Here is a 22227-nt window from a genome sequence, read left to right as displayed (position 1 = left end):
ACGCACGCGCGGCGTGTCGTGTGCAAAGAATGCGTACTCGACGGTGGGCGGCTGGGAGCTCAGGGTCAGGAGGCGAGGACGGCCTGGAGCTCGAGGGTGATGGTGACCTCGTCGCCGAGCAGCATGCCGCCGGTCTCGAGCGCAGCGTTGTAGGTGAGGCCGAAGTCCTCACGGTTGATCTTGGTCTTCGCGGTCGCGCCGGCCTTGTAGTTGCCGTACGGGTCCTGGCCGAAGCCGCCGAAGTCGAACTCGAAGGTGACCGGCTTGGTGACGCCCTTGATCGTCAGGTCGCCGTCGACGAGGAACTCGCCGTTCTCGTGACGCACGCCGGTCGAGACGAAGTCGATGGTCGGGTGCTCCTCGGCGAGGAAGAAGTCGCCGGTGCGGAGGTGGGCGTCGCGGTTCTTGTCCTTGGTGTTGATGGACGCGACGTCGGCCTTCGCGGTGACCTTCGACTCGAGCGGGTTCTCGGCGGTCACGAAGGTGGCGTCGAAGTTCTCGAAGACGCCCTTCACCTTGCTGATCATCAGGTGACGGATGCTGAAGCCGACCTCGCTGTGCGCGGGGTCGATGGTCCAGGTGCCTGCCTTGTAGCCGGGGATCTCGATGGTCACGGTGTCTCCTAGAAGTCGCGCGCCGGGCGGCCCTTCCGCCCCGCGTCGAATACATGCAAGCGCATTGATCTCCGGACTATTCCGCGAAAGGCGAAAAAAGTTGACGCGTCACTCTTCGGTGGCGACCGACCGGCGGAGCTCCAGCAGCTTCAGCGCGGCCGCGTCGAGCTGGGCGAGCGGGATGCGGCCCTGCTGCACGGCCGCGACCACCGCGTCGATCAGCGCATCCGGATCGCTTCCGGCCGGCAGCACGTCGAGCACCATCGTGTTGCCCGCCGCGATCGCCTGCACCGCGTTCGCCCCCGCGTCCTGGTACTGCGGCAGCCCGGTGTCCTGCAGCATCCGCAGGTCGTCGGTGATGCTCGCGCCGCGGAAGCCCAGGTCGTCGGTCAGGATGCGGTGCCAGGCGGCGGAGAGCGAGGCGGGCGCCGCATCCACCTGCGTGTAGGCCAGGTGCCCGAACATGACCAACTCGGCGCCGGCGGAGATGCCGGCCCGGAACGGAGGCGCGTCGCGCGCCGACCACTCGTCCTTGCCGACCGCGGTCGCGGGCACCGCATGGTGCGAGTCCGCTTCGCTCTCGCCGTGCCCGGGGAAGTGCTTGAGGGTGCTCAGCACCGTCCCGCGCTCCCCCGCCACCGAGGCCGCGACCCGAGCGGAGGCTCCGCCGGGCTCCGTGCCGAGCACCCGGTCGGCGATGAACGAGTTCGGGTCGGCCGTGACGTCGGCCACGGTGCCGAAGTTCACCGAGATCCCGGCCTGCTTCAGGAGGGTCGCACGGCGGGCGAAGGCAGCGCGCGTCGCGGCCGGGTCCTGATCGCGCAGGGTGTCGGCGCCGGGCTGGTCGTCCCAGCCGAGCCGGGTGACGTCGCCGCCCTCCTCGTCCACGGCGATGAGCGGAGGCAGGCCGGGGTCGGACGCCGTCATGGCGGCCGTCTGCGCGGCCAGCTCGGCGGGGGTCGACGGGATGTTGTCGCCCATCAGGATCATGCCGCCGACGCCGTACCGGTCGACGTATCCGCGGAGCGCCGCCGGGTCGGTTCCCGGCAGGTGCAGCATGAAGAGGCTCGCGGCCTTCTGCCGCAGGGTGAGGTTGGCGAGACGCTGGCGGGCGTACGCCTCCACCGGGTCGCCGGTCGCCGCAGGCGACGGGCTCGGGGATGCGGCGGCGGTGTGCGTCCCCGCCGTCGCCCCCGCCGTCGTGCGCGCCGGGGCCGGGCCCGCGCATCCGCTCAGCACCCCGGCGAGGAGCGTCGCCGAGATCACCCCGGCGAGAGCCGCGGGCATCCGGCGTCGGTCTGCGCGCATCCCTCGATGCTAACCCAGCGACGTCAGCCCTTCACGGCCCCGCCGAGCCCGGCGCTCCGCAGGAACAGCCCCTGGAACACCAGGAACAGGGCGATCGGGATGAGCGTCGAGATCGCCAGCGCGGCGAGGTACACATCCAGCTGGATCGCCGCCTGCAGCGTGGGCAGCCGCACCGACAGGGGCTGGATGGCCGGGTCGCGCAGCACGAGCAGCGGCCACAGGTAGTCCTTCCACGCGGCGATGATCGCGAACACCGAGACGACGCCGAGGATGGGCTTCGACATCGGAAGCACGATCGACCAGAACAGGCGGAACGGCCCGGCGCCGTCCGCCCGCGCCGCCTCGAAGATCTCGCGCGGGAGGTTGTCGAAGAACCGCTTGACCAGCACGACGTTGAAGGCGCTGGCGCCGGCCGGCAGCCACACCGCCCAGAACGTGTTGATGAGCGACTGCCCGAGCAGCGGCGGGTTCAGGATGGTGAGGTACAGCGGAACGAGCAGCACCACCGACGGGACGAACAGCGTCGTCAGGATCAGGCCGTAGAGCACCCGGCCGTACTTCGGCCGCAGCACGCTCAGCGCGTACCCGGCGGTCGTCGCCACGATGATCTGTGCGGCCCAGGACCCGGCGGCGACCCAGATCGTGTTCATGAACTGCACGTCGATGTGGACGGTCGACCAGGCGGTCGACAGGTTGGCCCAGTCCACGCCGTTCGGGAACAGCGCCATCGGCGTCCGGAGGGTGTCCTCCGTCGGGGTGATCGCCGACTTCGCCAGCCAGAGCAGCGGACCGAGGCCGACGACCACGAGCACGACGAGCAGCGCGCCGTGGATGACGCGCGCGCTCCACCGCACGCCCGGCTTGCGCCGATCCGAGAGGGAGAGGATGCCGCGGTCGCCCGCGTCCTCCCGTCCGCCACGAGGTCGCCGCGGACGTCCCGCCCGCTCCTGGGGAGCAGACACGAGGAGTTCCTGCGCGTCGGCCGCGGCCTCGCGCGGCAGTTCGGTCGAGGTCGTCAATTCTGGCTCCAGGACTTGGTGAGGCGGAAGTACACGAGCGACAGGACGGCGAGGAACGCCGCGAGCATCAGGCTGAGCGCGGTGGCGGCGCCGTAGTCGCCGCCGAGCGAGTTCTGGAACGCGTACCGGTAGATGAGCAGCAGGATGGTGACGGTCGAGTCGACCGGGCCTCCCCCGGTGAAGAGGAACGGCTCCAGGAACACCTGCGCCGTGCCGATGATCTGCAGGATGAGCGTGATCAGCAGGACGCTGCGCAGCTGCGGAAGCGTGACGTGCCAGATCTTGCGCCAGATGCCCGCGCCGTCGACCTCCGCCGCGTCGTACAGCTCGGGCGCCACGCCGGTGATCGCGGCGAGGTAGATGATGATCGTCCCTCCGGCGGCCGCCCAGGTCGCCTCCACGACGAGCGACGGCATCGCCTGCGTTGCCGACTGGATCCACGGCTGCGGCGGGATGCCGACCCAGCCGAGGATGGTGTTGAACACGCCGTCCGGGCGGGCGTCGTAGAAGAACTTCCAGAGCAGCACCGCCACCACCGGCGGCACGACCACCGGCAGGTAGGCGAGTGCGCTGTAGAGCCCCTTCGCCCGCTTCACCTCGCTCATCAGCACCGCCGCGATCAGCGGGATCGGATAGCCGAGCAGGAGCGCGAGGAAGGCGAACCACGCGGTGTTGCCGACAGCGGTCCAGAACAGCGGATCGTTCACCACCTGCACGAAGTTGTCCCAGCCGACCCAGGTGGGCGCGCTGACCAGGTTCGTGTGCTGGAAGCTCATCACGACGCTCCGCACGATGGGCCACCAGGAGAAGATGCCGAAGATCACGAGCATCGGCAGCAGGAAGAGCAGCGAGCTGAGGCCCCCGCCGCGCACCCAGGTCACGGGCGTGCGGCGGGGACGGCTCAGCTGTCGATCGTGCGTAGTCACTTGTCGGCGTCGACGAGCTTCTGGATGTCGCTGTCCACCTTGCTGAGCAGCTTGTCGATGTCCGCGTTCTTGTCCGTCAGCACGGCCTGGACGACCGAGTCGAGGGCGCCGTACAGCTCCTGCGTGTGCTTGTTGGGCTCCGGTACCAGGTTCGCGTCGAAGATCTTGTCGGTGAACGGAGCCACATTCTGCTGCGGCACGTTGATCTCGGCCTTGATCCACTCCATGTTCTGGTCGTAGGTGGCCTTGTCGAACACGGGCAGCGTCGGGACCCCGACCGGCTGGCCGGACTTCACCAGCACCTTCGCGTCGGCGACCGCCTGGTCCTGGTTGAGCAGCTTCTGCATGTAGTAGAAGTCGATCCACTTCACCGCGGCCTCCTTCTGCGCCTGCGACGACTTCGGGCTGACCGCCGCGACGTTGCCGCCCGCGAGCACCCCGGCGTCGGCGTTCGACGCGTCGATCGGCAGCATGGTCAGCCCGTAGTTCTTCGGGTCGACCGCGTTCTGCTGCACGAGCGAGGTCAGCACGTCCGAGCCGGACGGGTACATGGCGATCTGCCCGGCGCCGAACGCCTGGTTGATGCCGCTCCAGTCGAGCAGGAAGTTGCTCCCGACCGAGTTGTCCTCCCAGCGGAGGTCGTGCAGCCACTGCAGAGCCTCCTTGGTGACCGGGTTGTCGGTCGTGACCGTGGTCTTGCCGCCGTCCGTGGTCTCCATCCGGCCGCCGCGCGCGTACACCGTCGTGGTCAGCTCCCAGCCTCCGGTGTTGCCCTGCGTCATCTGCATGTAGCCGGCGACGCCCGGCACCTTCTCCGAGATGGTCTTCGCCGCGGAGCGCACCTCATCCCAGGTCGTCGGCGGCTTGTCCGGGTCGAGCCCGGCCTTCTGGAAGATCTCCCGGTTGTACGACAGACCCATCGCGTAGGGGCCGTACGGGATGCCGAAGATCTTGTCGCCGGACTTCGCCACGGCGAGCACGTTCTCGTTGAACTTGTCGGCGTACGGCAGCTTCTTCACCTCGGCGGTGATGTCGGCGAGCTGACCCGCCTGCAGCAGCGACTGGGAGTCGGTGAACGGCACGTTGAAGACGTCCGGGAGGGTGCCGCCGGCGAGCTGCGTCGCGAACGTCGGCCCCGTCCACTGGTACTCCTCCGATGTGATGTCGATCGTCGGGTTGGCCTTCTCGAACTCCTTGACCCGGTCGTCGAACGCCTTGAAAGCGGCCTTGTCGCTGCCGGGGATGAGGCTGGCGACGGTGATGTGGACCTTCCCGTCGCCGGAGTCGCCGCCGGAGGACGAGCATCCGGCCAGGAGCCCCGCTCCGGCGATGGTGACCGCGGCAACGGCCGCGATCCTGAGTGATGACTTCATTGTCTGGACCCTTTCGAGTGATGGTGCAGTGCGTGGATGGTGCGTTCAGGTGGTGAGGTGCCCCGCCGGCCGGTGCTGCGTCCGCAGCCAGGCCGTCGAGTCGGGTGGCAGCTTGCCGTCGACGAGCGGACGGCTGCTGAGCAGGATCGCCTGGTGCTCCGGAAGGTCGACCGGAGCAGCGGAGAGGTTGGTGACGTTCACGAACGCCGAGCCGCGGGCGAACGCCAGGACGCCGTCGGCCGCGTCGAGCCAGGTCAGCGGCCTGTCGCCGAGTCCGGGCTCCGCGCGGCGGATCCGGAGCGCCTGCCGGTAGAGCCAGAGCATCGACGCCGGGTCGCTCTGCTGCGCCTGCACGGTGAGGCCCGCCCAGCCGGCCGGCTGCGGAAGCCACGGCTCGGCCGAGGCGCCGTCGGGACTGAAACCGAACGGCGGCCGCGTTCCGCGCCACGGCAGGGGCACGCGGCAGCCGTCCCGGCCCGGGTCGACGCCGCCGGAGCGTTCGTGCATCGGATCCTCGCGGAGCTCGTCGGGGAGGTCCTCGACCTCCGGCAGTCCCAGCTCGTCGCCCTGGTAGATGTACAGCGAGCCCGGCAGCGCCGCGGTGAGGAGCGCTGCGGCGCGGGCGCGGCGCGTCCCGAGGGCGAGGTCGGTCGGGGTGCCCTTGCGCTTCGTGGCGAAGGCGAACGACGAGTCCTCGCGGCCGTATCGCGTCACGGCACGGGTGACGTCGTGGTTCGAGAGCACCCAGGTGCTCGGGGCGCCGACGGGGGCGTGCGCCGCGAGCGTCTCGTCGATCGAGGCGCGCAGCTCGGCGGCATCCCACGGTCGCGCCAGGAAGTCGAAGTTGAAGGCGGTGTGCAGCTCGTCCGGCCGCAGGTAGAGCGCGAACCGGTCGATGTCGGGCAGCCAGAGCTCGCCCACCAGCACGCGCGTCCCGGGATAGCCGTCCGCGAGGGCGCGCCAGCCGCGGTAGATCTCGTGGAGCTCATCGCGGTCCTGGGTGGGGTGCTCCCCCGCGCCCGGATGCTCGGGCAGTTCGGGCAGGGCCGGGTCCTTCACCAGCAGCGCGGCCGAGTCGATGCGCACGCCGGCGACGCCACGGTCGAACCAGAACTGCAGGATGTCCTCGTGCTCCCTCCGCACGTCGGGGTGGTCCCAGTTGAGGTCCGGCTGCTGCGGGCTGAACAGGTGCAGGTACCACTCGCCGGGCGTCCCGTCGGGGTTGATCGTGCGCGTCCAGGTGTCGCCCGAGAAGTTGGACGGCCAGGACGTCGGGAGCTGCGAGCCGTCGTCGCCGCGGCCGGGCCGGAACCAGAAGCGCTCGCGCTCCGGCGATCCGGGCCCTGCCGCCAGGGCCTCCTGGAACCAGCGATGCCGGTCGGACACGTGGTTGGGCACGACGTCGACGATGGTGCGGATGCCCAGGGCGAGCGCGTCGGCGATCAGCGCCTCCGCCTCCGCCAGATCGCCGAAGGCCGGGTGGATGCGGCGGTAGTCCGCCACGTCGTACCCGCCGTCCGCCAGCGGCGAGTCGTACCAGGGCGTGAACCACAGCGCGTCGACGCCGAGGTCGGCGAGATACGGCAGGTGCTCGCGCACGCCGGCGAGGTCGCCGACGCCGTCGCCGTTCCCGTCGGCGAAGCTGCGGGGGTAGATCTGGTAGATGACCGCGCTGCGCCACCACTGCGGGTCGTCGGACGGAGGCGTCGCTCCGGTGGCGGACGTCGCACCGGAGGTCGCCGGCTCGGGAGAGGCGGAGACCCGGGCGGCGGCCGGGGCGCCGGGTGCGGCGGTGCCGCCGTCCATCACGGTGAGGTCCACGCTGAGTCCTTCGGTCGTCTGTCGTCGCGACGGACACCGCGGCGCCGTCGTCGTTCACCGAAATGTAGCTAGTGCGACAGAATGACGCAAGAACTCAACAATACGCAATTGGTTTGCGCACTTTTGCGTGCGCTTGCGGGTCAGGGGGCGTGCGGAGCGGGCCCCGTGGACCCCCGCACCACCAGCTCCGGCTCGAAGAACAGCTCGTCCCGGATGGCCGAATCGCTCGAGATCTGGCGGAGCAGGAGCTCGATCACGGTTCGTCCCATCGGCTCGATCGGCTGGCGGATCGTGGTCAGCGGCGGCTCGGTGCAGTTCATCAGCGCGGAGTCGTCGTAGCCGACCACCGACACGTCCCTCGGCACCGACAGCCCCGCACGCCGGACGGCCCGGATCGCGCCGAGGGCCATGGGATCGCTCGCGCACACGATCGCCGTCACGCCCGCGGCGAGCAGCCGCGTCGCCGCCGCCTGACCCGCCTCCAGCGAGTACAGCGAGTGGACCACGAGCGACTCGTCCAGCTCCTCACCCGCCTCGGCCGCGATCCGGCGGGCCGCCGCGAGCTTGCGCCGCGAGGGGATGTGGTCGCGCGGGCCGAGCAGCAGACCGATCCGCTCGTGCCCCAGGGATCGCAGGTGCGTCAGCGCCTGCGTCGTCGCCACCGTGTCGTCGCACGACACCGTCGCGAACCGCAGCGAGTCGACCGGCGCGTTGACGAGCACGGTCGGCAGATGCAGGTCGGTCAGCCGGCCGTAGTGGGTGTGGTCCGCATCCTGCTGGGCATAAGCGCCGCCGACGAAGACGACGCCGGAGACCTGCTGCTGCAGCAGGAGCTCCACGTAGTCCGCCTCCGAGATCCCGCCGGCCGTCTGGGTGCAGAGCACCGGCGTGTAGCCGTTCTGCGCCAGCGCCCCTCCGATGATCTCGGCGAAGGCGGGGAAGATCGGGTTCTGCAGTTCGGGAAGCACGAGGCCCACGAGCCGGGCGCGCTCGCCCCGCAGCTTGGTCGGGCGCTCGTAGCCCAGCACATCCAGAGCGGTCAGCACCGCCTGGCGGGTGGCATCCGACACTCCGGGCTTGTCGTTGAGGACGCGGCTGACGGTAGCCTCGCTGACACCGACCTTGCGCGCCACTTCGGCGAGTCGTTTCGACATGACGACAGTGTACGCAAAAGCTTGCAGATCAACGCAAGTAGTTTGCAGGAATCCCGGTCACGTCAATTGGGTTGCCAGTTCAGACGCTTTCGGCGCAGGCCGTGCATAGAAAGCGAGAAGACAAATGGCGGATGGACCGTTGCGAGGCGGTGAATCTGCGGCGCGAACTGCAGACACATAGAACCCATCTGCTCAGCAGTGAGGTCTCCGCGTGCGAACGCGACCACGCGAGCATCATTGAGGTAGATCGACATAGCCTCGAGGGGCCGAGATGCGATCATGTGGTCCTTTGTCAGGAGGATGAACCCGGCCTCGGCGCCCCCGCTGATCCACTCCTGGTCGAGCATTCTCTGCGAGCGCTCGTCGCCGAAATGTTCCGCCAACGACACGACATCCCAGCCCGACCCTCGCAGCTGGGTAACCAGCTTCCGCTGACCGAGCGACCGGTCGAGCAGAAAGCGTCCGGCCGCCACGTCAAGCAGCCTGAATGATCAGCGAGCGGAGCTCGCGAGGTTCAAGCCCGTAGTCTTCTCCCACCTCGGAAAGCGCTTCGCCTGCGCGCACTCGACTCAACACATCCTCGACCCTCACGCCGATCCGTTCGATGGTCGGGTGGCCCGAATTGCGATTCGGGTCGACGACGACATCGACCACCTCAAAGGTCGGCAGATGGATCAGACTGACGTACCCGTTCTCGTACTGAATACTCTTGAGGAACTCACTGACGACCTCTTTGAAGACCCCTTGATGGTTGCGCACCACGACGAGGTCTCCCTCCCCGTTGCGAATCAGAATCTCAGCACCGTCAGTCATGAGGCGGTGGCTCAAGAGGGCATTGTCGATGCCAATCTCATCTCGGAGTACTTCGATCGCTGGGCGGATCCGGGCCATCGGGAGGCCGGCACGTCGGAATGCCTCGATTATGTATCCCTCGGCAAGGGCATTGAAGGGGACAGTCAGACCACGACCGGCAAGGACGCCAGTGAGAAGGGGCGCGCTCTCGCCCCATCGCCCTTGCTGGCGTTGCTTGAATCGCTGCCCATGCGCCCAGCGGGTGAAGGATGTGGGCGGAGCCTGAATGATGCGGGCAGCTTCTGCCTGCGAGTAGAGCGGCGTCGTGTATGCCAGCTCGTCCGTCCGCTGTGTTTGCATGCAAACATTCTACTCTTATCAGCCGTGCCATGCCGTGCCGCGCAGCGCTGTCGTTTCTGGCGCCCGCGTTTGAGTCCGTGAGCTGCGGGATACGATGACGGCATGGCGAAGAAGGTGATCTCCCTCCTGCTCGCCAGCCATCCGGGGCCGACCGTCGTCGTCACCGTGATCGCAACACTGCTCGGCGTCGGGCTGGGGTATCCGCCCGGACGCCTCCTGCTCCTCGCCCTCGCCATCCTCTGCGGCCAGCTGTCGATCGGCTGGAGCAACGACTGGCTGGACGCGGCCCGCGACCGCGCGGTGGAGCGCAGCGACAAGCCGGCCGCGCGCGGGGACGTGTCGATCGCGACCGTCCGGGTGTCGGCCTTCGTCGCCCTGGCCGCTGCCGTCCTGCTGACCATCCCCCTCGGGCCTGGAGCGCTCGTCGCCCACGTCGTCGCCATCGCCGGCGGCTGGGCCTACAACCTGGGCCTCAAGTCGACGGTGGCCTCGTTCGTCCCGTTCGCCGTCTCGTTCGGCGTGCTCCCCGCCATCGCCACGCTGGGCCAGGAGCAGCCGGCGCTTCCGCAGTGGTGGGTGTTCGCAGCGGGCGCGCTGCTCGGGGTCGCGGCGCACGTGACCAACGTCCTGCCCGACCTGGAGGACGACGCCCGCACCGGCATCAGCGGCCTCCCGCACCGACTCGGTGCACGGCTCAGCGGACTGCTCGCCTTCGCCGCCCTCGCCGTCGCGACCGTGCTCATCACCGTCGGGCCGGGGTTCCCGGTGCGACCGCTCCTGATCGTGGGACTGGTCATCGGACTCGCCGCGTCCGTCACCGGCGTCGTGCTGCTGCTCCGGAGGAGTCCGACGCGTCTGCTGATGCAGCTCATCATGACGTGCGCGATCGTGGACGTCGCCATGCTGGCGCTGTCCGGTCAGTCCGTGACGGTCTGAATCTTGTCCGCGACCGGCGCCTTGTTGCGGATGCCGATGGCCGACACCACGCCGCCGACGAGCAGCAGCGCGGCCGCTGCGATCATCGCCCGGTGGAGTCCCTCGGTGTCGAGCGTGCCGCCGATGATCATGCCCGCGGCGGCGACCGCGAGCAGCCCTGCGATGCGGGACACCGCGTTGTTGACGGCCGATGCGATGCCCGCCTGCTCGGGGTGGATGGCGCCCAGGATCGCGCTGGTCAGAGGTGCGACGGTGATCGACAGGCCGACGCCGAACAGCAGGACCGCGGGGAGCAGGGTCGTCCAGTAGTCGACGTCCGTGCCCATCATCAGCAGCCAGAGGAAGCCGGCGGACGCGATGATCGGACCGATCGCCATGAACAGCCGCGGCCCGTAGCGGCCGGCGAGCCCGCCGAACAGGCCCGAGAGCAGCAGCATGCACAACGTGGACGGGATGAACACGAATCCGGCGGCGATCGCCGAGAACCCGGCCACCTGCTGCAGGTACAGCGTGACGATCAGCGGGCCGAACGAGAGCGCCCCGTAGACGAAGAACGTCGAGACATTGCCGACCCAGAAGTTGTGGACGCTGAACAGCCCGAGCGGGAGCATCGGCTGCTTCACGCGCGTCTCCACGATGAAGAACGCCACCAGGCTGAGGATGCCGACGACCAGCGGGATACAGACCCGCGGACTCCCCCAGCCGTACGTCCCCTGCTCGATCAGCGCGAACACCGTTCCCGCGAGGCCGACAGACCCGAGGATCGCGCCGGCGTAGTCGACCCGGCCGCCCATCCCTTTGTCCTCGCCCTTCAGCGTCATCATGAGGATCAGGGTGATCGCGATCGGGATGACGTTGATGACGAACACCCACCGCCACGACAGCGTGTCGACGAAGATGCCGCCGACCACGGGGCCGGCGATCATCGCGACGCCGGTCCACGCCGTCCACCGGCCGATGGCCTTCGCCTGGGCCGCCCCCTCGAAGCGGGAGATGATGATCGCGAGCGAGCTGGGCACGAGCAGTGCGCCGGCGACGCCCTGCAGCGCGCGGGCGATCACCAGGAACACGCCGGTCGGCGCGAACGCGCACATCAGCGACGTCACGCCGAAGCCGATCAGGCCCGCGTAGAGCACGCGCTTCCGGCCGAAGACGTCGGAGAGGGAGCCTGCGATGAGGATGAGGGAGCCGAGCGTCACCAGATAGCCGTCGACGACCCACTGCTGCAGCGGCAGCCCGCCGCCGAGCTCCCGCGAGATCGCCGGGAGCGCGACGTTGATGACGGCCCCGTCGAGGAAGGCGACGAAACTCGCGAGGATCGCGATGACGAGCACTCTCAGCTGGAGCGACGACATCCGCTCGATCCGCACGTTGGTCATGGACTCATTCAACGGCGTCGCCGGGATCGTGGCAACCGCGGGCGGACGCCCGCGCGCGGCGGACGGAGGGGCGCACATCCTCCGTTCGCGTCAAAAGGCGCGGCTAGTCGTTGCCCTTGGTGCAGGTCTGCTGGGCGGCGGTCTGACCGGTGATGGTGGACGGCAGCTCGACCGCTGCGCCCGCAGCAGGATCCGTCGCTCCCGGCGTCGCCGGAGCCGCGGGGGTTCCCGGCGTGGCCGGGGACGGCTGCCCTCCCGCGTCCGGCGCCGGCGACGCCGTCGCGGTCGGGTCCTCGGCGGCGCGTCCCGTCGAGCCGGTCAGCTTCACCGGCTGGTCGTTCACCAGGGCCTGGTTGAGCGCGTTCGCCGCCGACACCTGCGGCACCACACGGTTGGGGTTGTCCGGGTCGGTCACGGCCGGGTACTGCACGAACACCATGTTCTGCAGTCCTGTGTCCTTCAGCGCCAGCGCGATCTGCACAAGGGTCGTCGGGTTCGTGAGCGTGTCGGACGGCGTGATGTTGCTCACCGCCGCCTTGGCCAGCGCATACAGCTGCACGGGGTTCGAAAGCACTCCGCCGTCGACGACCTTGCGGGCCAGGGCCGACAGGAAGACCTGCTGGTTGGAAATGCGGCCGAGGTCGCTGCCGTCGCCGACGCCGTGACGGCTGCGGAGGAAGGAGAGCGCCACATCCCCGACGATCGTGTTCTGACCGGCCGGCAGGTCGAGGGGCGGGTTCGTGTACTTGTCCGTGACGGGCGACGCCAGGCACACCGTCACGCCGCCGACGGCGTCGGACATCGCACTGACCCCGTTGAAGTTGATGACCGCGGCGAACGGGATGCTCAGCCCGGTCATCTTCGAGACCGTCGCCACCACGCAGTTCAGGCCGCCGCGGGACAGCGCCGTGTTGAACTGGGCGTACGAGCTGCCGTCGATCGTCCCGCCGTTCGGGCCGGGGCAGTCCGGGATGCGCACCATGAGGTCGCGCGGGAAGCTGACGACCATCATGCTCTTGTGGTCCTGCGCGATGTGCAACAGCATCGTGACGTCGTTGTTGCCGGCGCCGCTGCTGGCATCCTGCTCGTCCGCGCTGTTGTAGATCCCGCCCAGATCGCTCCGGCTGTCGGTGCCCGCGAGCAGCAGGTTGACGCCGCCGGGAAGCGCCCCGACGTTCGGGATGTCCTGCGGGATCGGCGTCTGCCCGGGGAGCGCCTGGAGGTGGACGCCGGTCTTGATCGAGCGCGTCACATCCCACACCGCGTATGCCGCGACGGAGCCGATGCTGACGACGGCGACCACCAGCGCACCCGCGAGGACCTTGAGGACGGCGATCCCCGCTCGCCGTCGCGGCAGCCGACCGTGGCGGACGCCCTCCGGCCCCCGGGCGCGCTGATGCCGTCGCGGCAGATCGGTCATCGGCATCCCTCGGTCTCGGTGAACGTTGCTGAAATCCTAGCGACCCCGCCTTTCCGGCCGCTGCGAGGCGCGCACGCGGGATGAGGACGTTCACATCCCGCGTCCGATGAGGGGTTCCCGCCACTCGGCGGCGCATCCGCGTCGCGTTGGGTGTTCTCCCCGATGCCGGGCGTGATCCCCCGGCGTCACCATCGTCTCGCGACGGCCGCTCGACCGCCGAGAACCCCTCCGAGGAGCCACCATGACCATCGCAGAACACCGCAGCGACGCCGGGAGCGCGAGCGCGGACATCCGGCCCTTCCACTACACGGCCACCGACGACGAGCTCGACGACCTCCGCAGGCGGATCCGAGCCACCCGCTGGCCGGAGCGCGAGACCGTCGACGACAGCTCGCAGGGCGTGCAGCTGGAGGTCGTCCGCGCCCTGGCCGACTACTGGGCCGACCAGCACGACTGGCGGGCCGTCGAGTCGCGGCTCGCCGACATCCCCCAGTTCGTCACCGAGATCGACGGCCTCGACATCCACTTCCTGCACATCCGCTCGCGGCACGATGACGCGCTTCCGATGATCGTCACGCACGGTTGGCCGGGCTCCGTCATCGAGCAGCTGAAGATCGTCGGACCGCTCACCGATCCGACCGCACACGGAGCGGACGCCGCCGACGCCTTCCACCTGGTCATCCCGTCGCTTCCCGGCCACGGGTTCTCCGGCAAGCCGGAGACGACGGGCTGGGACCCCATCCGCATCGCCCGGGCCTGGGCGGAGCTGATGCGCCGGCTCGGTTACGACCGCTACGTCGCCCAGGGCGGCGACTGGGGCAACGCCGTGACGGAGCAGCTGGCTCTGCTCGCCCCTCCCGGACTCGTCGGGATCCACACGAACATGCCCGCGACCATCCCGCCCGCCATTCAGGAGGCGCTCGACGCCCACGAGCCGCCGCCGGCGGACCTCGATGCGGAGGAGCGCGGCGCTTGGGACCAGCTCGCCTTCTTCTACGCGCACGGCCTCGCCTACGCCCAGGAGATGGGCAACCGGCCGCAGACCCTGTACGGGATCGCCGACTCCCCCGTCGGGCTCGCCGCGTGGATGCTCGACCACGACGCCCGCAGCTACGACCTGATCGCCCGGGTGTTCGCGGGCGGCACGGAGGGGCTGACGCGCGACGACATCCTCGACAACGTCACGCTGTACTGGCTCACCAACACCGCGGTCTCCTCCGCCCGGCTCTACTGGGAGAGCAAGCTGGCGTTCTTCGCACCGAAGGGCGTCACCCTCCCGACCGGCGTCAGCGTGTTCCCGGACGAGATCTATGCGGCGCCGCGCAGCTGGGCGACGGCCGCCTACCCGAACCTGATCCACTTCAACCGGCTCGACCGCGGCGGGCATTTCGCCGCATGGGAGCAGCCGGAGCTGTTCTCGCAGGAGGTCCGCGCCACGTTCCGGTCTCTGCGCTGAGCCGCGGAAGGAGCAGGATCGGACCAGGCGCACGAGACGACGGGAGCGGGACGATGCACGGAATGGGCGATATCCGCCAGGTGGATGCCGGCGAGCTGAACGTCGGATACGTCGACACCGGACCGGCGGACGGCCCGGCGGTGCTGCTGCTCCATGGCTGGCCGTACGACATCCACAGCTTCGAGGAGGTCGTCCCCGTGCTCGCCGGCGCGGGGTTCCGCGTCGTCGTGCCGTTCCTCCGCGGGTACGGCACGACGACGTTCCGCGATCCCGGCGCCGTGCGGAGCGGCCAGCCCGCCGCCCTCGCCGCCGACGCGATCGCCCTGCTGGATGCGCTGGGCATCGAGCGGGCGCTGGTGGGAGGCTGCGATTGGGGCGCGCGGACGACCAACATCCTCGCGGCACTCTGGCCGCAGCGCGTGACCGGCCAGGTGACGGCGAGCGGCTATCTCGTCGCCGGTCAGGCGGCGAACGCGAACCCGCTCCCTCCTGTGGACGAGCTGACCTGGTGGTACCAGTTCTACTTCGCCACCGAGCGGGGCCGGCGCGGCTACGAGCGCTATCGCGACGAGTTCGCGCGGCTGATCTGGCGGACGGCGTCGCCGCGCTGGGACTTCGCCGAGGCGACCTTCGAGCGCAGCAGACCCGCGTTCGCCAACCCGGATCACGTCGACATCGTCATCCACAACTACCGGTGGCGGCTCGCACTGGCCGATGGCGTCCCGCGCTTCGACGAGGTGGAGTCCCGCATCGCCGCCCGCCCGGTGATCGCCGTGCCCGCGATCACCCTGGAGGGCGACGCGAATGGCGCCTTCCACCTCGATCCCGCCGCCTACCGCGACCGCTTCACCGGGCCGTACGAGCACCGCACGATCACGGGTGGCGTCGGGCACAACCTGGCGCGGGAGGCGCCGCGCGCTTTCGCCGACGCCGTGATCGACGTGGCGCGGATGGCCGACGTCCCGGCGGCCGGGGCATCCGAGGCGGGAACGGCGAGTGGTCATGTCGGCTGACGGGGACCGGGACCGCGGCCTGTTCCGCACCATCGCGCACCGCCTCGCGGGCGACGAGGAGCCCCTGCCCGACGAGGGCCGGCTCCCCTCCTTCGCCCGCGCGACCGGGTGGCTGAACGCCGAGCCGCTCACACCCGAGGCGCTGCGCGGGCGGGTCGTGCTGGTGAGCTTCTGGACGTACACCTGCGTGAACTGGCTCCGCACCCTCCCCTACCTGCGGGCCTGGCACGAGAAGTACGCCTCCGCCGGGCTGACGGTGGTCGGCGTGCACACCCCCGAGTTCGGCTTCGAGCACGACCGCGCCAACGTGATCGCGCGCACGGCCGCCCTCGGCGTCGCGTACCCGGTGGCGGTGGACGACGAGTACGGCGTCTGGGACGACTTCGCCAACCACTACTGGCCCGCCGTCTACCTGGCCGACGCCGAGGGGAGGCTGCGGTTCCACCATTTCGGGGAGGGCGAGTACGAGCGAACGGAGATGATGATCCAGCGCCTCCTGATCGCCGCAGGAGCGCCCGACCTCGACCTGAACCTGGTGATGGTGGAGCCGCACGGCCTGGAGGTGGCGGCCGACTGGCGCGACCTCCGCTCCCCCGAGACGTACCTCGGCTATGGCCAGAGCAGCGGCTTCGTCTCGGAGTCGGCCGACCTTTACGACCGCAGCGAGGACTACGCGGGCTCCCGCGCGCTTCCGCTCAACGGCTGGGATCTGACCGGTCGCTGGACGCACGCGCGGCACGCGGCCGTGCTCGATCGGGCGGGTGGAAGCGTCTCGTTCGCCTTCCACGCGCGCGACGCCAACCTCGTGATGGGACCGACGCCCTCCGGCAGCAGCATCCCGTTCCGCGTGCTGCTCGACGGCCGGCCGCCCGGCGACGCGCACGGGACCGATGTGGATGCGGACGGGCGCGGCGTCGTCGACCGCCAGGACACCTTCCAGCTGATCCGGCAGACCGGACGCGTGCAGGATGCGGTGCTCCGGCTGGAGTTCGACCGCGCCGGGCTCGAGGCCTACTGCTTCACCTTCGGCTGATCCGTCAGACCACCCCGTGGCGGAGCGCGAAGGCCGTCGCCTCACTCCGCCGGACGACGCCGATCTTGCGGTAGAGGCTCGTGATGTGGCGTTCGACCGTGCGGTCGCTCAGCCACATCACTCCCGCGATCTCCTTGTTGCTGAGGCCCTGCGCCAGGAGGCCGAGCACCTCGAGCTCCCTACGCGTCAGCGTCGTGTCGAGCGGTGCGTCGTCCGCGCCGCCGACCGGCGGGGCGGGATCGAGCGGAGACCCGCGCAGGATCGCGGAGCCTCCCTCGCGCATCGCCACCAGCGGACGCGCGTCCGCATCCCGCTCGGCCCCATCCCGCTCTGCCGCATCCTTCGCGGCCTGGCGGACCCGCCGCGTCGCGTTCGTGAGCGCCGGTGCGAGCTCGTCGAGCAGTGCGTGGAGCGAGCGCGTCTGCCTGTCGAGCGCCCGCTCGGCCGCCCGGCGGGCGCTCTGCTCGGCCGACAGGCGCCGCGACGTGTGCAGGGCGATCGCCGCCTGCCCGACGGCGACCCGCAGCAGGTGCGTCTCGCGTTCCGTCGGGAAGTCGGATCGGTCCGCGGCGACCAGCACACGCGCCGACTCCCAGGGCAGCGCGAGGGTCACCCCGGCGACGCGGGTGATCCTGCCGGTCGCGGTCGCGCCGACCTCGGCGGTCCGCACGGCCGCCGTGGCGAAGCCGGTGGGGCCCGCCTCCGGCCCGCCGCTCTCCGGGAACGCACGGCCGGACCGCAGGACGTCCACCAGGGAGTCCGGCGCTGGTCGGCCGGTCGGCCGCCAGGCCTCGAGCCGGTCGCCGCCGCCGGGGACCTCGAACTGCGCGAACGCCGCCTCCAGCCGCAGCACACCGACCAGCACGCTCAGCAGCCCGTCGGCGATCTCGGACGGCGCATGATCCACCCACAGCGAAGGCAGGGCGAGCATCGCCCCGAGATCGCGCATCCATCTCCGATCGTCGGCGCCGACCGTCGTGGACCCGGGTGCGTCAGCCATGCGCCGCCTGCTCCTGCAGGAAGTCGTCAGGCGGGACGAAGAACGGGTTCTCCTGCAGCATCCCGCCGATCACCACCATCGGATGCGTGCGCAGGATGTCGACGATGAACGCCCCGTCGAAGAGCGACGTGTCGTAGGCGCAGATGACCACGTGCTGGTGGCGCGCGTGCAGGAAGTTGGCGCGCGCCTCGAACTCGATCAGGGTGGCGGCGACGCCGTCCTGCCGGGCGGCCCAGCCCATGTCGGCGAGCAGCCGGATGCGCGGGGCCGGCGAGGTCCCGAGCATGGCATCCAGCTGCTCCAGCATGTCCGTCTGGTCGAAATCGCCGGTGCGCAGGTACGTCTCGGCCCACGTCCGCACCTCGCAGCGCCGCTGTTCGAGCAGTGCGCCGGTGTCGAAGCCCAAGCGCCGGAGACGGCGCAGCGGCGCACCCGGAGCCGCGGAGTCGACCAGGTACAGCAGGCGGTCCCCCGCATCCACCCCGTCCCGGACGAACGGGTCGAGCACGGCATCGGCCTCCGCCCGGCCGTTCACGAACGCGCAGACATGTCGGTAGCGGTCGAGCACCCCGCCGGCGAAGGTGACCGGGTGCGGTGCGCCTGGGATCTCCGCTACCATCGACGACTCCCGTCCGACCGGGAGAATAGCCCAGCCGCGCTCGCCCGCACAACGACCACCGACCGTTCCGCGCACCCTCCCGGTGCGGCTACGCTCGCCTCATGACGAACAAGACGCCGCACGAAGAAGAGATCCAGAAGGAGCAGGAGGCCAAGGACGCCGAGAAGGAGCGCCTCGAGCAGGAGGAGGAGCGCCGCCTGCGCTGAGTCTCAGCGCTCGGCGCCGACGCCCGCGTCGGCGCCGCCTCCCGCATCGCGCCACATCGTGGTCACGGCTGCTCCGTCGATGACTGACACGAACCCGCCGACCGGCCGGAACCCCGCACGCCGGTACCGATGATCGTTGGCGGGGTTCGTCGACTCGAGATACGCCGGAAGGCCCTCAGTGTCGAACCGCGCCAGGTTCTCGGCGAGCAGGCGTTGACCGATCCCCTGTCCGCGATGGGCCGGATGCGTCGCCAGCAGGCTCAGGTACATGTGCGCCTCACCGTGCGGATGCGCCTCGTCGAACCGCTGCCACAACCGCTGGTAGGCGTCGAACCGCTCAGGGGCGAGGGTGCTCGCCAGGAGCCCATCCACCTCCGCCTCCTGCTCGTCGGTCAGCTCGTCCACTCCGGGCGGGAGCCACACGGCGACCGTCGCCGCCTCGCCGGACGGGCCGTCCTGCATCGACACGGCTCCCTGACCGATCGCACCCTCCACGAAGTACCGCCAGAACCGCTCCAGGTGCGCGGTCCCGCCGTCGGGCGCCTCCAGCGCCGGACCCCACACCGGGTCGTCCCGGAAGGCCAGGGCGACCGTCGTCGTGATGGCGTCCGCGTCGGCCGGGCCGGCGATCCGTGTCTCCATGACGGCGACTGTAGCGTGCCGCCGCGCTGCCCAGCATCAGCCGCCTCGTAAACACAGAAGGCCGGTCCTTTCGGGCCGGCCTTCTGTCACGTCGCGATGACGTTCTGGTGGATCTGAGGGGACTCGAACCCCTGACCCCCTGCATGCCATGCAGGTGCGCTACCAGCTGCGCCACAGACCCAGAGTGCGCTCCGTTCGGGCCTTTCGGACCTCCCGGAACAACTCATTCAGACTACTACATCGCGCCCGCCAGAAAAAACTGAGCGCGGCTCGCCTCAGTCGAACAGCTCGCTGAGCCAGTTCTCCTTCTTCTTCCGGTACGGGCGCTGGCCGTAACCCGCGTCGCCGTAGCGCGGCTCACGGTACTGCGGCTCCGCATACGGCTGCGGCGGCGCGTACGCCTGCGGGGCGGCATGCGGGTGCGCGGCGGCCGCGGGACCGGGCGCGGCCGCAGCGGAGGTCCCGGCGCGGTCGATGATCTTGTCGAGCTCACCACGGTCGAGCCAGACGCCGCGGCACTCCGGGCAGTAGTCGATCTCGATGCCGTTGCGTTCGCTCATGACCAGGGTCGCGTTGTCGGTGGGACACTTCATGCGTCCATCCAAGCGAGCCTCCATGAAAGAGCTCTCAGGTGGATCCGACAGAAAGCTGGGAGTCCGCTCCCGGCAGGAGGACTACTCCGCGGTCTCGTGGACCGGCAGCTCGATCGGCAGCGTCGGGCAGTCCTTCCAGAGGCGCTCGAGCGCGTAGTACATGCGGTCCTCCTCGTGGAAGACGTGCACGACGAGATCACCGAAATCGAGGAGCACCCACCGCCCCTCACCCTTGCCCTCACGGCGCAGGGTCTTCACGCCCGCGTCGTTGAGGCGGTCCTCCACTTCGGAGGCGATGGCGATGACGTTGCGCTCGACCCGTCCGCTGACCAGCAGGAACGCGTCGGTCAGCGGCAGCGGGCCCGAGACGTCGAGGGCGACGAGGTCCTGTCCGCCCTTGGAGTCGGCGGCGGCGGCTGCCACCTGCAGGATCTCCCGGGCGTGCTGGGATGCGGTCACGGAAGGTCCTCCGGTCGTGGATACGCGGTCGGTGCGAGAAGAGCGGTGCAGGTGCGGATGATCAGAACACCTTCAGCACATACGCGGCCACGAGCAGGGCGGTCACGCTGACCGCCAGGACGCCCGCCGTCACCATGAGGATCACGGGCAGCAGGTTGCCGCGCTTCTTGGGCGGGGCGATGACGCCCCGGGTGGAGGTGTGCGTGCTGATCGCGCGCGACGCGCGGACCGGCTGCACCTCCGACGTGTTGAACTCGTTCTCCTCGCCGTCGAGCAGACGGTCGAGATCGGCGGAGTCGATGCGGTCCGGGTGGGCGCCGGTGGCTCCCATCCCGCGAGGCAAGTCGATCGAGCCGGTGACGAGGATCTCGCCCGTGCTCGTCAGCGGAGCCCGGGTGTCGGGCTGCGGGATGACGGGCAGGATGAGCGCGTTGGTCGTCGTCGCGGCAGTCGACTGCGCGACGTTCCGCGAGATGATCGGCTGGTTCTGGTCGTCGAGCTCGGCGGCCGTCGACCAGTGCCCGGTCGGCGGTGTGAACGGCCGACGCTCCTGGGCAGCCGTGTCCGAGGCCTCGGCGTCCTTCACCGGTGCGGCGGACGAGTTCGCCGCAGCGGGCGTCACGGGAGCTTCCGGCACGGCGGTCTCCGCCTTCGACGCGGTGGTCGACCCGAAGGCGGCGAACGGCGACGTCGAGCTCTGCGTGACCGTGGTCTCGGACTGCCCGGAGCGCGAGGCGCCCGGCGCCGACGACGGCGTGAGCGGAGCGAGCGGCCAGGCCGACTTCTCGCTGGTCGGCGCGGGCGTCGCGAGGTCGGCGGAGAGCGGATCGGCGGCTGCCGGAGCGGGACGCTCAGCGAAGGAGTCCGCCGTGCCCGGCTTCGTCGCGCCCGACTCCTCGGGGCCGGACGTGAACGACACCGGGAACACCTGCTCGCCCGGGACGGGGGCGTGGTTGGCCTGTGCGTTCGCCTCCTGAGCCTGGAGCATCGCACGGAGCTCACGCCGCGTCAGCGTGCGCTCCGAACCGGCGGTCGGCGTGCCGGCGGGCGCGCTCGGCGCCGCAGCGGATGCGGGCGGCGGCGTCGGCTGGAGGATGGCCATCGGCTGGGTCACGGGCTCGGGCTGCGTGGTGTCCGGGCCCTGACGGAAGAGGTCGAACGCGTCGCGCGACGGCGACGACACCCCGGGCTCGGCGAACGCGCTGGCCGGGATGGCCGGGGTTTCCGGCTGGGACGCGCGAGCGTCGGACTGCGCGACTTCGGGCTTCTGATCGACCGGATTCTGGTCGACCGGCTTCTGGTTGTCCGGCTTCTGGCCGTCAGCACGCTGTGCCGCGTCGTCGGACGGGCGCGCAGGCGCCGTCGTGGTCATCTCGGGGATCTGGCCGCCGGGAGTGGGCTCGGCCGTTCCGGCACGTCGGGAAGCGGAGCGCTCGAACTCCCTCGCCTGTCGCCGCGTCTGCGGCTGGCCCGTCGGCGGCTGTTCAGGCCACGATGTCATGCCACGCTCCGATACAGATGGTGTTTGGAGATGTATTGAACAACCCCGTCCGGCACCAGGTACCACACCGGGAATCCCCTGCTCACCCGGCTCCGGCAATCGGTCGACGAGATCGCCAGGGCCGGAACTTCCAACAAGCTTACGTCTTGCTCCGGCAATCCAGAAATACTCAAGTCATGTCCCGGGCGACTCACAGCGACGAAGTGCGCGAGCTCCCAGAGCTCCGCGACGTCGCGCCAGCTGAGGATCTGCGCGATGGCGTCGGCACCGGTGATGAAGAACAGCTCGGCGTCCGGCCGCTCGCGGTGCAGATCGCGCAGCGTGTCGATGGTGTAGGTGGGGCCGACCCGGTCGATGTCGACGCGGCTGACGGTGAACCGCGGGTTGGATGCGGTCGCGATCACCGTCATCAGGTAGCGGTGCTCCGGCGGGGTGACCGCGCCCTTCTGCCAGGGCTGGCCGGTCGGGACGAAGATGACCTCATCGAGGTCGAACGACTGGGCGACTTCGCTGGCGGCGACCAGGTGGCCGTGGTGGATGGGGTCGAACGTGCCGCCCATCACACCGATCCGCGGCCGGCCCGTCTCCTTCAGCTCCATGCCC

General features: G+C 70.1%; 22 protein-coding genes and 1 tRNA gene. 4 read left to right on the top strand and 19 right to left on the bottom strand.

Going from position 1 to position 22227, the window contains the following annotated elements; genetic code table 11:
• Positions 1-65: 65 nt before the first annotated feature.
• From BJ963_RS04505 to BJ963_RS04465, 9 genes are all read right to left on the bottom strand, one after another.
• Positions 66-614 (bottom strand): YceI family protein, encoded by a 549-nt coding sequence (locus tag BJ963_RS04505; protein ID WP_089911333.1) that lies wholly within the window; start codon positions 612-614, stop codon positions 66-68.
• A 108-nt stretch (positions 615-722) separates the two neighbouring features.
• Positions 723-1922, bottom strand: coding sequence for a glycoside hydrolase family 3 N-terminal domain-containing protein (locus BJ963_RS04500; RefSeq protein ID WP_179454910.1), 1200 nt, complete (start codon positions 1920-1922; stop codon positions 723-725).
• 23 nt (positions 1923-1945) lie between these two features.
• A complete protein-coding gene (locus BJ963_RS04495) occupies positions 1946-2941 on the bottom strand; it encodes a carbohydrate ABC transporter permease (RefSeq protein ID WP_179454909.1) in 996 nt (331 codons plus the stop codon).
• Entirely contained in the window at positions 2938-3867 is a 930-nt protein-coding gene (locus tag BJ963_RS04490; RefSeq protein WP_343037227.1) for a carbohydrate ABC transporter permease, read from the bottom strand. Before BJ963_RS04490 ends, BJ963_RS04495 begins: the two co-directional genes overlap by 4 nt.
• Positions 3864-5240 (bottom strand): extracellular solute-binding protein, encoded by a 1377-nt coding sequence (locus tag BJ963_RS04485; RefSeq protein WP_179454908.1) that lies wholly within the window; start codon positions 5238-5240, stop codon positions 3864-3866. The genes BJ963_RS04490 and BJ963_RS04485 overlap by 4 nt, the downstream gene beginning before the upstream one ends.
• Before the next feature lie 45 nt (positions 5241-5285).
• A complete protein-coding gene (locus BJ963_RS04480; RefSeq protein WP_218857285.1) occupies positions 5286-7046 on the bottom strand; it encodes a glycoside hydrolase family 13 protein in 1761 nt (586 codons plus the stop codon).
• A 155-nt stretch (positions 7047-7201) separates the two neighbouring features.
• Positions 7202-8215 (bottom strand): LacI family DNA-binding transcriptional regulator, encoded by a 1014-nt coding sequence (locus BJ963_RS04475; RefSeq protein ID WP_179454907.1) that lies wholly within the window; start codon positions 8213-8215, stop codon positions 7202-7204.
• Between the two features lie 62 nt (positions 8216-8277).
• Entirely contained in the window at positions 8278-8688 is a 411-nt protein-coding gene (locus BJ963_RS04470) for a PIN-like domain-containing protein (protein ID WP_179454906.1), read from the bottom strand.
• 1 nt (position 8689) lies between these two features.
• Positions 8690-9367: a DUF433 domain-containing protein gene (locus BJ963_RS04465; protein ID WP_179454905.1), complete on the bottom strand. Its 678-nt coding sequence runs from the start codon at positions 9365-9367 to the stop codon at positions 8690-8692.
• A 102-nt stretch (positions 9368-9469) separates the two neighbouring features.
• Between BJ963_RS04465 and BJ963_RS04460 the strand changes: the two genes are divergently transcribed.
• Positions 9470-10303, top strand: a complete 834-nt coding sequence (locus BJ963_RS04460; protein ID WP_179454904.1) for a UbiA family prenyltransferase — start codon at positions 9470-9472, stop codon at positions 10301-10303.
• Here BJ963_RS04460 and BJ963_RS04455 read toward each other — a convergent pair.
• The gene (locus tag BJ963_RS04455) at positions 10285-11682 is read right to left on the bottom strand and encodes an MFS transporter (RefSeq protein ID WP_179454903.1); all 1398 of its coding nucleotides are present in this window, start codon (positions 11680-11682) and stop codon (positions 10285-10287) included. The genes BJ963_RS04460 and BJ963_RS04455 overlap by 19 nt on opposite strands.
• 103 nt (positions 11683-11785) lie before the next feature.
• Positions 11786-13102 carry an LCP family protein gene (locus BJ963_RS04450; protein WP_246297990.1) on the bottom strand — a complete coding sequence of 439 codons (1317 nt, stop codon included), beginning with the start codon at positions 13100-13102 and terminating at the stop codon, positions 11786-11788.
• A 241-nt stretch (positions 13103-13343) separates the two neighbouring features.
• Here BJ963_RS04450 and BJ963_RS04445 point away from each other — a divergent pair, with 241 nt between their 5' ends.
• From BJ963_RS04445 to BJ963_RS04435, 3 genes are all read left to right on the top strand, one after another.
• Positions 13344-14558 carry an epoxide hydrolase family protein gene (locus BJ963_RS04445; protein WP_179454901.1) on the top strand — a complete coding sequence of 405 codons (1215 nt, stop codon included), beginning with the start codon at positions 13344-13346 and terminating at the stop codon, positions 14556-14558.
• A gap of 62 nt (positions 14559-14620) precedes the next feature.
• Positions 14621-15571 carry an alpha/beta fold hydrolase gene (locus tag BJ963_RS04440; RefSeq protein ID WP_179454900.1) on the top strand — a complete coding sequence of 317 codons (951 nt, stop codon included), beginning with the start codon at positions 14621-14623 and terminating at the stop codon, positions 15569-15571.
• Positions 15561-16604, top strand: coding sequence for a redoxin domain-containing protein (locus BJ963_RS04435; protein ID WP_179454899.1), 1044 nt, complete (start codon positions 15561-15563; stop codon positions 16602-16604). Before BJ963_RS04440 ends, BJ963_RS04435 begins: the two co-directional genes overlap by 11 nt.
• Before the next feature lie 4 nt (positions 16605-16608).
• Here BJ963_RS04435 and BJ963_RS04430 read toward each other — a convergent pair whose 3' ends face one another.
• From BJ963_RS04430 to nadD, 8 genes are all read right to left on the bottom strand, one after another.
• Positions 16609-17604 carry a helix-turn-helix transcriptional regulator gene (locus BJ963_RS04430; protein WP_179454898.1) on the bottom strand — a complete coding sequence of 332 codons (996 nt, stop codon included), beginning with the start codon at positions 17602-17604 and terminating at the stop codon, positions 16609-16611.
• A complete protein-coding gene (locus BJ963_RS04425; RefSeq protein ID WP_179454897.1) occupies positions 17597-18223 on the bottom strand; it encodes an MEDS domain-containing protein in 627 nt (208 codons plus the stop codon). The genes BJ963_RS04430 and BJ963_RS04425 overlap by 8 nt, the downstream gene beginning before the upstream one ends.
• Positions 18224-18432: 209 nt before the next feature.
• Positions 18433-19071 carry a GNAT family N-acetyltransferase gene (locus BJ963_RS04420; protein ID WP_179454895.1) on the bottom strand — a complete coding sequence of 213 codons (639 nt, stop codon included), beginning with the start codon at positions 19069-19071 and terminating at the stop codon, positions 18433-18435.
• Positions 19072-19176: 105 nt separating this feature from the next.
• Positions 19177-19252, bottom strand: a tRNA-Ala gene (locus tag BJ963_RS04415).
• Positions 19253-19346: 94 nt separating this feature from the next.
• Entirely contained in the window at positions 19347-19664 is a 318-nt protein-coding gene (locus BJ963_RS04410) for a TFIIB-type zinc ribbon-containing protein (RefSeq protein WP_179454893.1), read from the bottom strand.
• Positions 19665-19745: 81 nt separating this feature from the next.
• Positions 19746-20123, bottom strand: a complete 378-nt coding sequence (rsfS, locus tag BJ963_RS04405; RefSeq protein ID WP_179454891.1) for a ribosome silencing factor — start codon at positions 20121-20123, stop codon at positions 19746-19748.
• A gap of 61 nt (positions 20124-20184) precedes the next feature.
• Positions 20185-21624 (bottom strand): hypothetical protein, encoded by a 1440-nt coding sequence (locus BJ963_RS04400; protein WP_246297989.1) that lies wholly within the window; start codon positions 21622-21624, stop codon positions 20185-20187.
• Positions 21621-22223, bottom strand: a complete 603-nt coding sequence (gene nadD / locus BJ963_RS04395) for a nicotinate-nucleotide adenylyltransferase (RefSeq protein ID WP_020074894.1) — start codon at positions 22221-22223, stop codon at positions 21621-21623. The genes BJ963_RS04400 and nadD overlap by 4 nt, the downstream gene beginning before the upstream one ends.
• Between the last annotated feature and the right edge of the window lie 4 nt (positions 22224-22227).

Source organism: Leifsonia soli (genome assembly GCF_013408745.1).
In the GTDB taxonomy this organism is placed as follows: domain Bacteria; phylum Actinomycetota; class Actinomycetes; order Actinomycetales; family Microbacteriaceae; genus Leifsonia; species Leifsonia soli.
The sequence above is the reverse complement of the archived record's forward strand: the minus strand, read 5'-3'. Positions and strand labels throughout refer to the sequence as shown.

What these genes read in the sequence shown, in the direction of transcription:
- BJ963_RS04480 (WP_218857285.1), bottom strand. Translation starts at nt 7,046, where the DNA reads ATGGACGGCGGCACCGCCGCACCCGGCGCCCCGGCCGCCGCCCGGGTC.
- nadD (WP_020074894.1), bottom strand. Translation starts at nt 22,223, where the DNA reads ATGGAGCTGAAGGAGACGGGCCGGCCGCGGATCGGTGTGATGGGCGGC.
- BJ963_RS04500 (WP_179454910.1), bottom strand. Translation starts at nt 1,922, where the DNA reads ATGCGCGCAGACCGACGCCGGATGCCCGCGGCTCTCGCCGGGGTGATC.
- BJ963_RS04460 (WP_179454904.1), top strand. Translation starts at nt 9,470, where the DNA reads ATGGCGAAGAAGGTGATCTCCCTCCTGCTCGCCAGCCATCCGGGGCCG.
- BJ963_RS04420 (WP_179454895.1), bottom strand. Translation starts at nt 19,071, where the DNA reads ATGGAGACACGGATCGCCGGCCCGGCCGACGCGGACGCCATCACGACG.
- BJ963_RS04400 (WP_246297989.1), bottom strand. Translation starts at nt 21,624, where the DNA reads ATGACATCGTGGCCTGAACAGCCGCCGACGGGCCAGCCGCAGACGCGG.
- BJ963_RS04485 (WP_179454908.1), bottom strand. Translation starts at nt 5,240, where the DNA reads ATGAAGTCATCACTCAGGATCGCGGCCGTTGCCGCGGTCACCATCGCC.
- BJ963_RS04465 (WP_179454905.1), bottom strand. Translation starts at nt 9,367, where the DNA reads ATGCAAACACAGCGGACGGACGAGCTGGCATACACGACGCCGCTCTAC.
- BJ963_RS04425 (WP_179454897.1), bottom strand. Translation starts at nt 18,223, where the DNA reads ATGGTAGCGGAGATCCCAGGCGCACCGCACCCGGTCACCTTCGCCGGC.
- BJ963_RS04435 (WP_179454899.1), top strand. Translation starts at nt 15,561, where the DNA reads ATGTCGGCTGACGGGGACCGGGACCGCGGCCTGTTCCGCACCATCGCG.
- BJ963_RS04475 (WP_179454907.1), bottom strand. Translation starts at nt 8,215, where the DNA reads ATGTCGAAACGACTCGCCGAAGTGGCGCGCAAGGTCGGTGTCAGCGAG.
- BJ963_RS04430 (WP_179454898.1), bottom strand. Translation starts at nt 17,604, where the DNA reads ATGGCTGACGCACCCGGGTCCACGACGGTCGGCGCCGACGATCGGAGA.
- BJ963_RS04450 (WP_246297990.1), bottom strand. Translation starts at nt 13,102, where the DNA reads ATGACCGATCTGCCGCGACGGCATCAGCGCGCCCGGGGGCCGGAGGGC.
- BJ963_RS04440 (WP_179454900.1), top strand. Translation starts at nt 14,621, where the DNA reads ATGGGCGATATCCGCCAGGTGGATGCCGGCGAGCTGAACGTCGGATAC.
- BJ963_RS04445 (WP_179454901.1), top strand. Translation starts at nt 13,344, where the DNA reads ATGACCATCGCAGAACACCGCAGCGACGCCGGGAGCGCGAGCGCGGAC.
- BJ963_RS04410 (WP_179454893.1), bottom strand. Translation starts at nt 19,664, where the DNA reads ATGAAGTGTCCCACCGACAACGCGACCCTGGTCATGAGCGAACGCAAC.
- BJ963_RS04455 (WP_179454903.1), bottom strand. Translation starts at nt 11,682, where the DNA reads ATGACCAACGTGCGGATCGAGCGGATGTCGTCGCTCCAGCTGAGAGTG.